The organism is Treponema parvum (assembly GCF_017893945.1).
In the GTDB taxonomy this organism is placed as follows: domain Bacteria; phylum Spirochaetota; class Spirochaetia; order Treponematales; family Treponemataceae; genus Treponema_D; species Treponema_D parvum_A.
On sequence record NZ_CP054257.1, the window covers coordinates 1,724,894 to 1,738,010 of the forward strand.

10 protein-coding genes are annotated in these 13,117 nt (G+C 45.7%); all 10 read right to left on the reverse strand.

Annotation, left to right across the window (positions count from 1 at the left end; genetic code table 11):
• Positions 1-8: 8 nt before the first annotated feature.
• Positions 9-1,112, reverse strand: coding sequence for a BMP family lipoprotein (locus HRI96_RS07675; RefSeq protein WP_210116801.1), 1,104 nt, complete (start codon positions 1,110-1,112; stop codon positions 9-11).
• 184 nt (positions 1,113-1,296) lie between these two features.
• Positions 1,297-2,100 (reverse strand): hypothetical protein, encoded by an 804-nt coding sequence (locus HRI96_RS07680; RefSeq protein ID WP_210116802.1) that lies wholly within the window; start codon positions 2,098-2,100, stop codon positions 1,297-1,299.
• A 21-nt stretch (positions 2,101-2,121) separates the two neighbouring features.
• On the reverse strand, positions 2,122-3,876 hold the full coding sequence (gene recN / locus HRI96_RS07685) for a DNA repair protein RecN (protein ID WP_210116803.1): 1,755 nt from the start codon (positions 3,874-3,876) through the stop codon (positions 2,122-2,124).
• On the reverse strand, positions 3,869-4,726 hold the full coding sequence (locus HRI96_RS07690; RefSeq protein ID WP_210116804.1) for an NAD(+)/NADH kinase: 858 nt from the start codon (positions 4,724-4,726) through the stop codon (positions 3,869-3,871). The genes recN and HRI96_RS07690 overlap by 8 nt, the downstream gene beginning before the upstream one ends.
• A 13-nt stretch (positions 4,727-4,739) precedes the next feature.
• Positions 4,740-5,834 (reverse strand): DegT/DnrJ/EryC1/StrS family aminotransferase, encoded by a 1,095-nt coding sequence (locus tag HRI96_RS07695; RefSeq protein WP_210116805.1) that lies wholly within the window; start codon positions 5,832-5,834, stop codon positions 4,740-4,742.
• A gap of 120 nt (positions 5,835-5,954) precedes the next feature.
• Entirely contained in the window at positions 5,955-6,440 is a 486-nt protein-coding gene (locus HRI96_RS07700) for a chemotaxis protein CheW (RefSeq protein WP_210116806.1), read from the reverse strand.
• 128 nt (positions 6,441-6,568) lie between these two features.
• Positions 6,569-7,390 carry a ComF family protein gene (locus HRI96_RS07705; protein WP_210116807.1) on the reverse strand — a complete coding sequence of 274 codons (822 nt, stop codon included), beginning with the start codon at positions 7,388-7,390 and terminating at the stop codon, positions 6,569-6,571.
• Between the two features lie 54 nt (positions 7,391-7,444).
• Positions 7,445-10,063: a DNA mismatch repair protein MutS gene (gene mutS / locus HRI96_RS07710; protein ID WP_210116808.1), complete on the reverse strand. Its 2,619-nt coding sequence runs from the start codon at positions 10,061-10,063 to the stop codon at positions 7,445-7,447.
• 25 nt (positions 10,064-10,088) lie between these two features.
• On the reverse strand, positions 10,089-10,610 hold the full coding sequence (locus tag HRI96_RS07715; RefSeq protein ID WP_210116809.1) for an OmpH/Skp family outer membrane protein: 522 nt from the start codon (positions 10,608-10,610) through the stop codon (positions 10,089-10,091).
• A gap of 64 nt (positions 10,611-10,674) precedes the next feature.
• Complete coding sequence (bamA, locus tag HRI96_RS07720) at positions 10,675-13,107, reverse strand: outer membrane protein assembly factor BamA (RefSeq protein WP_256729183.1); 2,433 nt, start codon at positions 13,105-13,107, stop codon at positions 10,675-10,677.
• Positions 13,108-13,117 lie beyond the last annotated feature (10 nt).

The following is a 13,117-nucleotide window of genomic DNA, read 5'->3' on the forward strand; positions in this document are numbered from 1 at the left end:
AAAACGGTTCAGTTGTCTTTTGCGCCGAGTCCTGCAGGAACTTTTCCTGCGGCCAAAGCGTCTTTATAAGTGCCTATGATCTTTATCTTTCCGCTGATAATATTCGCTCTGTATTCTTCGATCTTTTTAACCACCGACGGTTTAAGATCGGGATTTGCAACCGAAAAACCTACGCCGTCGTCGGCCAGAGAAAGGTTTACGACTCCGCTTTTGAAGGTTTTGTTTTCCACCGCCTTAAGTGCATATAAGGACGCAGCTTCGACGCGTTTGATCATCGAAGTAAGAACGGCGGATTTTTTTCCTTCATAAATGCCGTCGGCATATTGATCGGAATCCACGCCGATCGCCCACACGTTTTTTCCGCTCATGCGGTATTCTTTTGCCTGCGCTATAGTACCGTTGCCGGTTCCGCCCGCTGCAGAATAAATCGCATACACTCCGCTGTCAAACCAATTCTTCGCCTGTGTTTTTGCGAGTTCGGGTTTACCCCAGTCGTTGGCATAAAAATCTACGATCTCGGCGTTCGGAATAACGGCCCTAAGCCCCTGAATATAACCTACTTCAAATTTTGTGATGGTTACGCCCGGAACTCCGCCGATAAATCCGAATCTGGGTTTTGCAATCTTTTCTTCCTGAGCCTGCAAAGCCGCTGCAACGCCGACCAAAAAAGATCCCTGCTCTTCGGTAAAGACAAATTCCATCACATTGGGTTTGTTCACCCAATCCACATCGACTATCATGTATTTTTGATTGGGATATTCTTCCGAAACTTCCGAAAGCGCATCCGCAAAGGTAAAACCCGTAACTACTATCAAATCCGGCGCTTCGTCGGAAATTTGCTTCAATACGGGAATATACATGTCCTGCGTTTGGCAGGAAACCACTTCGTATTTATTACCGCGGCCTTTTTGATTTTCCCATGTGTCACCGTAATAAGAAAGAATTCCGCGCCATGCGGCAGCATTAAAAGATTTGTCATCGATCCCCGTTGCGTCAGTAATCAATTTTACTACGGGACGGCTGTCTGAAGAAGCAGAGTTTTCCTTTGCTCCGCTGGCAAAAACCAATGATGCACCGATCAAAACGGCAAACAAAAAAACAACCTTTTTCACTGTGTCCTCCTAAGCTGTAAGGAGCGGCGAAATACCGTACTCCTTATACTTATATCTATAAGAAAATGATACCTTATTTTCAGGGAAATGTAAAATCAATTTTCCGACTCTTTCGCTACGCAATGAAACGGCACGTTTTGAAAACGAGATACTCAAGACGAGATTCCGGCAGCGTAACGATTCTCTAGGAGCTTATTCCTGCTTTGTGGTCTTTTTCCATCTTTTCGTTCCAGACTAAAGCCTTCTTTTTTATGTCTTCGGCTTCGTCGCGGGCTTCCATGGCGATGCACAGCCGTCTTTGCGCCAGCAAAAAATTTATTCCCATGCGCATATCGTCTATGCGTCTTGTCGAAAGCTCGTAGCGCTCCCTGTAAGACGTCGCAGACTTGCCCAAAAGCGACTTTATAAGGCGCAGGCAGAACACCGCGCTTTCATAGTCCGGCGAACGCGGGTCAAAATAACTTTTAGTAGCCTGTTTCATGTCTATCATGTTTTTTGCGACTACGGCGAACCTGCCTTCCACTTCGACAAAGGACCATTTCCATTTTGAATTTTCGCCGAAAGCGTCTTTAAGCATGCTGATCGCAAGGCCTAATTTTCGTATCTGATAATATCTTTTTTCCAGCGGAGTATTGCTTATCTCGGCCACACGGTCTTCAAGTTCGGAATATGCGATGTCGACCGAATTGGAAACTATCTCTTCAAGGTATATTATCGCCTTATACAAGGCCTTTCTTGCGTCGTTAAGAACATCGTTATTCCTAAATTCAAGAAATTTTACGGACAGAGAATTTATTATCATGTACATGGAAGCCTGATAGATCATCTCGTCGCATAAAAGCAGCTTTTTATATCCAATGCCGGAAAGATCCTTTTCAATGAGTCTTAAAAAATTCTGTTCTTTCTCGCTCGAACTTATAATGTTATTTTTATACGGAAGTATCGTTTTTTCATACAGTTCTTGGGCTTCGGTTGAAATTTTAGCCATAAAAAACTCCTGAACCTTGCATTATGAAAATTTTTCAAGCATCGATCGGGCGTGATCCCTCGATTCCGTCCCCGCCGAATCTCCCGAAAGCATGCGCGCTATTTCGGAAACCCTGTCTTCGCCTGTTATCGGAGCGACCGAAGTCTTTGCGGCTGCTCCGTCGGATATTTTTTCCACCCTTATCTGATTATCGGCATAAACTGCGATACTGGCAAGATGTGTTATGCACAAGATCTGCTTATTCTTCGAGAGATTTTTTAAATGGCTTCCGACGGCAATCGCTATTTCCCCTCCTATGCCCGTGTCTATTTCGTCAAATATCATTGTGCCTACGGGATCGCTCTGAGCGAAAATCGTCTTAAGGGCAAGCATAACTCGCGAAAGCTCTCCTCCCGAAGCTATTTTTGCAAGAGGAAGCAGCGGGGAACCGGGATTGGCGCTTATAAGGAATTCGACATTATCCATGCCGTAGGGATTACACTTTTGCGTGATGTCCGTACCTTCTTTTTCGGTAATGTTTACGGCAAATTTAGTACCCGCCATTCCGAGTTTTTCAAGGACGCTTATAACGCCTAAAGACATTTTTTCAGCGGCCGACTTCCGTTTTTCGGAAATCACCTTTGCCGCCGTATACACCGAACGTTCGAGCGCCTGGGTTTCCGCTTTCAGTTTTACAGCGTCCGAAGTTCCGCCCGTGAGGTCTTCAAGTTTTTTCGCGGCATTTTCGCCGTAAGCTATGACGTCCGAAATAGAAGAAGAGACTGAAGGCGCGTATTTCTTTTTCAGCTTGTATAAAAGAGCGAGCCTTTCCTGTATCTCTTCAAGACGCTTAGGATCGAACACGAGCGCATTGGAATATGATCTGATCTCTTCCGTTATGTCGGAAATTTCATAAAAGGAATTTTCAAGCCTGGTTCTGAGCGGATCAAGCGACTTATCCAAATCCGCAGCGTGCGACAATTCGCTCAGCACTTTTTTAAGCGAGGAAAGAATTTCTCCGTCGCCCGACAGGCCGGACACTGCGCCGTCCATATCGGCGTATAATTTTTCAAACGAGGCAAGTTTTGATTCTTCTTCTTCAAGAGCCGCGTCCTCTCCCGGTATAAGTTTCGCTTCGTTGATTTCGTTTACGGCAAATGAAAGCATTTCTGTTTTTTGTTCGCGTTCCGCCTGCGAAGAAGCGATTTCGCCCAGCCGCCGCCGATTCGCGGCAAGCTGCGTATACATATGCGTAAAAGAATCCACCTGTCCTTCTATTCCCGCCCACAGATCCAAAAAAACGCGATGTTCGGAAACTCTCATAAGCGACTGATGTTCGTGCTGGCCGTGAATGTCTATTAAAAAAGACGAAAACTCCGCCAGATCGCTCCTTGAAACGGGAGTGCTTTGAATCCATGCGCCGCCCTTGCCGCTTGAACGGATAAAACGGCGAAGCACAACAGTGTTGTCTTCCGCTTCGATTCCGTGCCTAAAAAGCCATTCTCCGGCGCTGCGCGGTAAAGACGTCTCGCAGCCGGAATCGTCGTTTGCTGCGACCTGCACGGTTTTAAAAACGGGCGGCTCAATCGTAAACACTGCGCTCACGGAAGCTTCATTTGCACCGCTTCTTATCTGTTCAACAGAAAAAGCTTTTCCGCCCAAAACGAAAGAAAGGGCTCCGATTAAAATCGACTTTCCCGCACCCGTTTCGCCTGAAAGGACGGTAAAACCGTCCGAAAATTCTATGTCGGCGCTATCGATGAGCGCATAGTCTTTTATTGTAAGCCTCTCAAGCATGCGGCCCTCCCGCCCAATTCAATTTTGAACGGAGCGCCTCATAAAAATTGCCGATCGTACAGCCCACGAGCAGAGCCTTGTGCGGGGATTTTGTGATGACCACAGTATCGTCGGCGGTGAGCTCTACGGCGTCCTGCCCGTCTATGACGGCTCTTACGGAATTGTTGCGCCATGGAAGCATCGTTATCGATAATTTTCCTTCAGGATTAAAGACTAAAGGCCGTACCGACAGAGAAAATGAATTTATTGAAGTCAACACAAAGGCGTCAAGTTCGGGATCTACAATGGGGCCTCCGGCGGAAACTGAGTATGCGGTCGAGCCTGTCGCTGTGGCTACGATTATTCCGTCGGCTTTAAAATGCCCCAGCAAGGATTTGTTGTAAACGACGTCGAAAGAAAGCATTTGAACGTGCAACAAAGACGTGAGCACTACGTCGTTTAAACTGTTCGATGAAAAAATCTTTTTTTTATTGCGAAAAACGTCTACCTGAATCATGTTGCGACCGACGGCTTCAAGTTTTCCTTCGATAAACAAATCCAAATCCGATCGCCATGAATTTCTTTGTACTCCTGCGATAAAACCGAACAGACCCAAGTTTACGGGGAACACGGGTATATTCCACGGAGCGCTGCCGCGTGCGGCAAAAAGAACGGTTCCGTCGCCGCCTAAGGTAATAACAAAATCATTTCCGCGAAAAGGAACGCTGTCTATCTTTGTCTTTTTAGAATCCTCGGCTATGACGAAATGCGAAGTCTCTATGTTTCGCATGGACAAAAACTCGTCGATTTCCCTGCCTATGGCAAAAGAGTCTTCTTTAAAGCTGTTCTCAATAATAAGACATTTTTTCATAACATTGTCAAAATCACGGCAAGGTTCCCAAAACCCTCGAAACTTTTATCACTTGATTTTTCCCCAATCGGGGATACATGGGAAAGAGAGCGCACCTCAACAAGAGTGATTTTGCAGTCCTGCATGAAGCACCTATTTCATCAGGACGAAGCGCGATAACGCTCTGTTCGTAAGCACTCCTGATTTCAATATCCTTTTTTGAAGCGTATTGTTTTACGTCTTTGTAACTGCCGGACAGGATCACTGGGAATCCCCATGCGGCCGATCCTTCGTCGGCGGCGCGTAAAAAGGTTTTATTTTTGCCGGAAAGCAGGGAACGATAATATGCCGAAAAAATTTCCTTACGGGTTTCTTCGTTGCGGCGGTATTCCTTTAATTGAACCCAGCCGAGAGCGCTGTTTATGTCCGGAAGCAGATCCGTTTGAGGTAAATTGTCCGTATATTTTTTTAAAACCGTCCAATCGCGGCGGTTTGCAGCCATGAGGACGGCTCCTCCCCCCGCCGTAATTATGTCGTGCTCTTCAAGACCCATTATCGTAAAAAGACCGAAAGAACCGGCTTTTGACGCGACGGATTCGGGGCCGACTTTATTTTCGCCGCCGAATTCCTGGGGATCCTCCTCAGGAGACGTATCAGGCTTATATACTGCGCCTGCGCTCTGCGAAATATCTTCGATCACAGGGATCCCGAGATCCATAATACCCTGCATGTCGGGCATTATACCCATGGTTTCATGGAGTAAAAGAACTCTTCCGCCCTTTTTTATGCCTTCAAAAACTATATCGGGAGTAACCAGTCCCGTTTTCTCGTCAACGTCAAGCACAAGCAGCTTATATCCAAAGTTCTCAAGGCAAAGAAGCTGCCATGACGGCGCAAGAGCTGAAATCATTACGACGGAATCGGAAGCGAGCTCCATGGCCTTTAGAGCATAGTACAGGGCGATGGAAGGACTGCGGAGAGCTACGGCTCCGGCGCATGAAAAATTATCTTTGACCGATTGGATAAGGCGTGCGTTCAGTTCTCCGGGGCCGATCTTTTCGTCTACCATGCACGTTAACACTGCGTCCATTTCGCGCCGGCGGATTGTAGAGCTGAAAGTCTGTATCATTTTAAATTTCCATCAAATCTATAATTGCAGCTTAAAACGGACAAGTAGCATCCGTTGACTTACGGGAACCGCTAAATATGCGCGGCGCTTTTAACTTCGAGTTTTCTTTCGGAAACTCGTTTATTTAAATTCGATTATCTTTTGCAATTCTTTAGGATCAAACAAGCGGTTTATGTCAAGCACGATAACGTAACCGCTGTCTTCGTTTCTTATGACGCCGCGGATATATTCCGAACCTATGCCTGAAAGCAATTGGGGCGGCGGCTTTATTTCGGCAAGATCCACCATAATCACGCGCGCTATGCGGTCGATAATTATGCCGATATTATTCCCCTCAATGCTGAGAATAATAAAACCGCCTTCGAAATCCGTACCGCTGCCGTCTTTAGCGCCGGACGGCTGCAAGCGAAAACGCTTATGCAGATTGATTATCGGGATAATCTGTTTACGCAGATTTAAGATTCCTTCAACATAATACGGAGCGTTAGGAATGGGACGAATTTCCTGTATCTTTACGATCTCTTTAACGCCCATAATATCTACGCCGTACAGTTCTTCGCCCAGTTGAAAAGTAACCAATTGAATATTTGTATCGCTGTCAGCCATAACGCCTCCGTAAATTCAAATTTATGATACATCGTAAACAAATATTGTGCAAGCGCCGCGCATTCCTTTCGCCGCAAGCGCCGCGCATTCCTTTCGCCGCAAGCGCCGCGTACTTCTCTCGTACCGCGCTATCCGTCTACCGTGAACAACGTAAGAACATGCACTTTGTCTATGCCGATTTCCTGCAAAAGTGCGGCGCATTTTTCAACGGTTGCGCCGGTTGTCATGACGTCGTCCAAAAGAATCACCTCTTCGGGAATTCCTTCGCTCAATAACTTATCAAGAGTTTTTTTAGGCGCACAAGAATACGCGCTTTTTATACTCTCAAAACGCTGAAGCCGTCCCAGCTTTTTCTGCTGCAGCACGGAATTTCTGACTAAAAGCGGCATGATTTTATGAGAATAAAACCCATTTAAAAAACGGCACAATTCGTCAATCTGATCCCATCCCTTCGTCTTTATTTTATTGGGACGCGGCGGAACCGGCACTATCGGGATCGGACTTCCCACTCTTCCCGTTTCAATTTCACATACCGCTTTATGGACGACGGAAGCCAGAAACGGCGAAAGCGCGCGCGCATTCATAGTTTTCCATTCAAATAAAACCGCTTTATTCCATAGGCGGTAAGAAAATAACGGATAAATGCGAAATATATGCGACGCAGTGTTCTTTTCACGGCATGAAAGGCAGGTTTCTTTTTCGGAAACGAGTTCTTTACCGCAGATCCGGCAGCGCAGGCCGCTCGTAAGCGGAACATAGTCGAAAAACCGCGTACGGCACTCACGGCATAAGGGCAGGAGCGCACAGATATTCCCGCAGCAGATACATTGCGTTCCGCCTGCGATATAAGAAAACGCATATCTTAAAGCGGTAATGACAAGGTATTCAATAAAAAAGCAGAGCCGGCTAACAAATGGAATGCAGTAATGCCCTTTTGAAAAATATTTCACACATAATTAATTGTTTTAAAGTGAATAAAACCGCAAATTTTCCAGCCTGAACGCTTAACGGCCGGATAAGGATTTTTTCCAACGGGCGATATTTTGAAGAGCGGACAGAGGCGTCATTTCGTCCGTATTGCAGGAAAGGATTTCATCCAATATCATCTCTTCGTCGCTGAAAAGGCCGGGAGAAAAAGACTTGATTTTTTCTTCTTTTTTTTCAAGTACCGGTATTTCATGAGACGAAGATAGCAACGGGCGGGAAGACGCAACGGACTGAATGTGAGCGAGTATCTCGTTAGCCCTGTCTATCACATCCTGAGGAACACCGGCAAGGCGGGCGACGTGGATTCCGTAAGAATTTTCGGAAGCGCCTTGTTTTATTTTTCTCATAAACACGACGGATCCGCTCCTTTCGGAAACTTCCATACATAAAAGGCTCAGCGCCGGATGCTCCATGCGCGTAAGTTCATGATAATGGGTTGCAAAAAGAGTTTTGCATTTAAGAACATCAAGCAGATATTCCGCGACGGCCCACGCGATGGAAAGCCCGTCTTCGGTGGACGTTCCTCGGCCTACTTCATCCATAATCACAAAGGACTTTAAAGTTGTGGATCTCAATATGTGGGCGGTCTCGGTCATTTCAACGAGAAACGTAGATTCTCCGCGTGCAAGATTGTCGCTGGCGCCTACGCGGCAAAATATGCGGTCGACTACGCCCATATGCGCTTTTTGTGCCGGAACAAACGAACCGATTTGAGCCAAAAGCGCAATGAGTGCGTTTTGACGCAGATATGTGCTCTTTCCCGCCATGTTGGGCCCTGTTATAAGTGCAAAAGAAGTTTCTTTTTCCGTCTGCGCTTCGGTAAAAAGAGCCAAATCGTTGGGAACGAATTCGCCCGTAGGCAGATGCCGCTCTACTACAGGATGCCGCCCGCCCTGCACAAAAAAGGCTACGCTGTCGTCAATTTCAGGCCTAACCCAGTTCTGCAATATCGCCGCGTGAGCCAGCGATGAAGTAACGTCGGTATATGCGATTTCATGCGATGTTTTTAAAAGATACGGAACAAAGTTTTTTAATTTATTTCGGATTTCTATAAACAGATCTCGTTCAAGCTCGTTTATCCTTGTTTCCGCCTGAGTAAGTTCTTTTTCAAGCTCTTGAAGTCTTGTCGTCGTATAACGATCGGCATTTAAAAGCGAGCGCCTCATTATAAAATGCTCTGGAACGGCGCCCAATTTTCCTCTGGTAACTTCAAGACAATATCCGATACTGTTGTTGTATTTTATTTTAAGAGTGGAAATTCCCGTCTGTTCTTTTTCTTCCTCAAGATATTTTTCAAGTATTTCGTTAAAATTTCCGTTTATTCGGCGCCATCGGTCAAGTTCTTCAGACCACCCGTCTTTTATTATTCCGCCTTCGGTTAAAGACGTCGCAGGATCGTCGGCTATGGCATTTTGAACCATATCTATGATCTCCTGCGCCTGTTCGGAAGGGATTTGCGCGAAGTCCTGCTGCAACAAGGATTCCCGCACTAAAAGCCACGACGCAAGGCTCGCCTTCAGCGCCTGCAGATCCTTTGCGTGCGCTCTGTCCATCGCTATTCGTCCGGCAAGGCGCTCTATGTCCAGAACCGAAGAAAGATTTTCTCTTATCTTAGCAAGCAAACCTCTGTTTTTTACAAAAAAATCAATGTGCGTTTGACGGGCGGATATTTTTTTGCAGTCGGTAAGAGGCGACAAAAGCCAAGCTCTCATCATTCTGCCGCCCATAGCAGTTACGGTATAATTTACACATTCCAAAAGCGTATACCGGCTGCTCCCGTCGCGCAAATTCGATACTATTTCAAGATTGCGCCTCGAAGAATCGTCTATAATTACATAATCGCTGTCGTGATAAATTCTTATGGAACTTATGTGAGGTATGCTCGTGTTGGTAGTCTTTCCAAGGTAATCGAGCAAAAAACCCGCAGGCGGAATTTCAGGCGAATTTTCATTCAATGCGAAAGGCTGCAGGTTTGCGGTTTTAAATTGCGAAACAAGCTTTTTATATGAAAGCTCAAAAGAAAAATGCCAGTCCGGATAGTAGGTTACGGATATTCCGGGCATAGCAGCAATGGGCGCTTGAATTTCCTGATTGTTTTTCAGCGACAGCGGAAGAAGAATTTCTCTGGGGTTGCAGCGTCCCAATTCCTTGGAAAAATTGTCGACCGTTACGGAAGAAGGCCAAGAAGTTGCGCAAAAATCCGACGTTGTAACGTCTATGTAGGCGAATCCCACTTTGCCGCGGCTGACGGACAGAGCAGCGAGGTAATTATTGGTGTATCCGTTAAGGTATTCGGATTCTACGGCGGTGCCGGGAGTAATTATCTCCACAACCTTGCGTTCGGTAAGTCCTTTTCCGTGAGAAATTTCACCCACCTGCTCGCATATCACAATTTTTTTTCCGAGCCGCAAAAGCCTTGCTATGTAGATCTTTGCGGCGTGATAAGGAATGCCGCACATAGGAGTGCCTTGCCGGTGCGTAAGCGTGAGATTTAAAAGTCGCGAAATTTCCATCGCGTCTTCAAAAAACATCTCGTAAAAATCGCCCAGCCTGAAAAAGAGAACGTCTTCTTTGTGTTTTTCTTTTATCGAAACATACTGTGCCATTAACGGCGTCATTTGAGAATCCGTTGCCATTTTTCGCCTGCCGCCCGATAAAAAACTAAAGTCCCAGTTCTCTTATCACCTGATCGGTAATGTCTACCGAAGGGCTGTACCAAAGGATGGCGTTAGCCTGCTGAAGACTTAAGATCATGCTGTAGCCTTCCGATTCCGCGATGTGCGAAAGCGTCGCATACAGTTTTTGGTAAAAAGAATCGGATCTTTGAAGGGAATTTTTTATGGTTTCAAGTTCAATATTCTTGGCGTTCGTGTACTCGTTTAAAAAATCGGTTTTTTTTACGATTTCGCTTTCAATGCGGAGCGCCGCCGACTGATTGTCGTTTTTTTCATATTCCAGCTTTTGCGCCTGAAGATTCTGCAGCTCCAGAGTTCTTTTATTGATCTCTTCCTGAAACTGAGCCTTTTTCGATTCGTAATTTCGCACTGCCGTAGAATTCCTAAAATACGATTGATATACGCGAGACGTATCTACGACGCCGAAACGGGTTATCTGCTGCTGGGCAAAGGCATGCGGAAGGATAAAAAACAAACATATAAAAAAATAGCGAATTGTCTTATTCATACGGTAACTCCCAATACCAAATCCGATTAAAAACACGGCCGCCGCGGACAGGCGGCCGTAACTATCACTTATTTATGATGTTAAACGACAGAACAAAGCGCCAGATGTCGTCCCAATAAAAACCTCTTTCATCGTTATGCCTGAATTTGCTAGCAAACAACAGGCGCAGCGGAAATTGCTGAATTGAAAAGCGAAGTCCCGGCCCGGTGCTGAAATAAAAATCGTTTATGTTAAGATCGTTAAACAGCTCATAGGGGCTTTCTTTTACGACGGCCGCATCGAGAAAGCCGTCGACAGCCAAAACTCCGCGAACTACGGGCATGCGCAATTCAAGGTAGCTTGTCCACAAAGCGCGTCCCCGAAGGGAATTATAAATATTCGTCCATCCGCGTCCCGTAAACATACCGTCTATGTAAAGCTGGCTCGTGCGGCTTACAAAAGAATTATACGCGGGCACCTGCATTGTGAGTCCGGAATATCCCGCCAAAACCATTTTCCAGCTCCATGTTTCGGTAACCGGCAGATTCCACAGGGTAAAATAAAATTCGCCTTTAGTAGCGCTCTGTAAGTAAAATTCCGTTTCAAACGGAGTCAATCCGTACCATGAAAATCTTTGGCTAAAAAACCATCCCTTGGAAGGATCCCAGTTTATGTCGCGGTCGTCCAATGAAAAAGCCGCCCAGACTGCGTTTTTCAGTCCCCATTCGTTGGCGTAATTGCTTATCGCGCTGTCAAGCGGTCTGTATAAGTCTTCGTCATAGACATTGTTTATCAATCGGTTGGTAAGTCCTCCCGACAAAGCTATGATAGCCCAGTCCGGCGTCCACCTGCGGCCAAACCCAGTGTTCAAAGAGATATTCCATTGCTCATAGCTTAAATAGTAATCGTTGGTGTTTACCGTTCCGTCGGCCATGACGACGCTTCTGAGCGCATTGAGACTCGCGTGTGAAAACGTCAGAGCTTCGGAAAATGAAATCGGTTTTCCAAAAAGCCAGTTTTCGTCAAAACCTACGGTAACGGACTGCTCGTCGGTAGCGAGCGTAGTGCTGGCGGAAATAGACTTACCGGTTCCGCGTATATTGGAATCCTGCCATTTTAAAAACAGAGCGAACGGAAGATCGTCGGGATCGGTGACGCCTGAAAACGTAAGGCCGAATTCAATGCTTGTGGTGGACTGCTCTTCTACCGAGACGACCAAATTGACAAGATTTTCTTCGGATCCGGGGGTAACGTCGGGCACTACTCCCGAAAAATACTGAAGATTATACAGATTGCGCAATCCCGTCGTCACTTTTGCTTTTGAAAAAACGTCCCCGGACTCTATGGGAATTTCACGCAGGATTATCTCTTCTTTGGTTTTAGTATTTCCGCGCACGATGATGTTTTCAACATGACTCCTAGCATTTTCTTCGATATTAAGCACTACCGAAACTACGCGGGCGTCCGCATCTTGGGTGATTGCCGGATCAAATTTATTAGACGTGTAGCCGTTTTCGTAATACAGATCGGCAACGGCCATAACGCTTTCCTGAAATTTTGTCTGATTGAAAATATCTCCTTTTTTAAGTTTTACAAGACTTTCAATCTGTTCTAAGGGAAAAATAGTATTGCCGACAAACGATATTCCGCCGAACGTGTACTGAGCGCCTTCCTGAATGACAAAGGTCAACGTGAGTTCATCGCATTTTTTTTCTTCGTTTTTCGTTATTTCGCGTATTACGTCGATTACGCTTGCGTTTATGTAGCCCGAATCCTTGTAATATTTAACTATTTCCTGCTTGTCGGTTTCAAGCTGAGATTCTTCAAAAGCGCCCTTTCTGAACAAGCCTTTTTTTTTCATTTTAAGACGGCTAGTAAGCGTTTTTGACGAAATTATCCTGTTGCCGGAAAATTTTATATCAGTAACTACGGTGTTGTACCCTTCTTCGATATAAAAAGTTACGACAATTCCGCCGTCGGTTTCCGTCGTCTTGGAAGTCACTTTTATATCGAGGTAACCTTTTTCCAAATACTTATTGCGTATGGCGCGTTCGTCCACAAGAACCTTGCTCAAGACGAAAATATCGTCGGTTTTAAGAGCGATAGCATCCCGCAATTCTCCGTTCCGGATCTTATTGTTGCCTGAAAAAACTATACGCGAAACCACAGGCTTTTCTTCTACGGTAAAAACAAGCCTTACGCCGTCTTCTTTTTTTGGATCGCGATGCGCGGTAGGAGAAATATCGTCGAAAAAATCGACAGCATATAATCTGTCCAACAGGTTTCCGAAAAGTTCGTCGTTAAAAGGTTTATTTATAAAACTTGAAATGATTCCGTCAAGTTCTACCTTTCTTACATTTTTAAGTCCTTCGAAAGTGATCGAAGTTATGTTTTTACCCAAATACCAATTGTCGGGATCCGGCTGTTCGCCTGAATTTTCCTGCGCCCAAACGCTTAAACACGAACACAAAACGGCGGCAAAAAATATATAGAGCAGCGGACGGCGCATCGAACGCATAAAAATCCCC

Coding starts and splice junctions, on each gene's coding strand:
- mutS (WP_210116808.1), bottom strand. CDS start 10,063: ATGGCAACGGATTCTCAAATGACGCCGTTAATGGCACAGTATGTTTCG.
- HRI96_RS07695 (WP_210116805.1), bottom strand. CDS start 5,834: ATGATACAGACTTTCAGCTCTACAATCCGCCGGCGCGAAATGGACGCA.
- HRI96_RS07715 (WP_210116809.1), bottom strand. CDS start 10,610: ATGAATAAGACAATTCGCTATTTTTTTATATGTTTGTTTTTTATCCTT.
- bamA (WP_256729183.1), bottom strand. CDS start 13,107: ATGCGTTCGATGCGCCGTCCGCTGCTCTATATATTTTTTGCCGCCGTT.
- HRI96_RS07680 (WP_210116802.1), bottom strand. CDS start 2,100: ATGGCTAAAATTTCAACCGAAGCCCAAGAACTGTATGAAAAAACGATA.
- HRI96_RS07700 (WP_210116806.1), bottom strand. CDS start 6,440: ATGGCTGACAGCGATACAAATATTCAATTGGTTACTTTTCAACTGGGC.
- HRI96_RS07690 (WP_210116804.1), bottom strand. CDS start 4,726: ATGAAAAAATGTCTTATTATTGAGAACAGCTTTAAAGAAGACTCTTTT.
- recN (WP_210116803.1), bottom strand. CDS start 3,876: ATGCTTGAGAGGCTTACAATAAAAGACTATGCGCTCATCGATAGCGCC.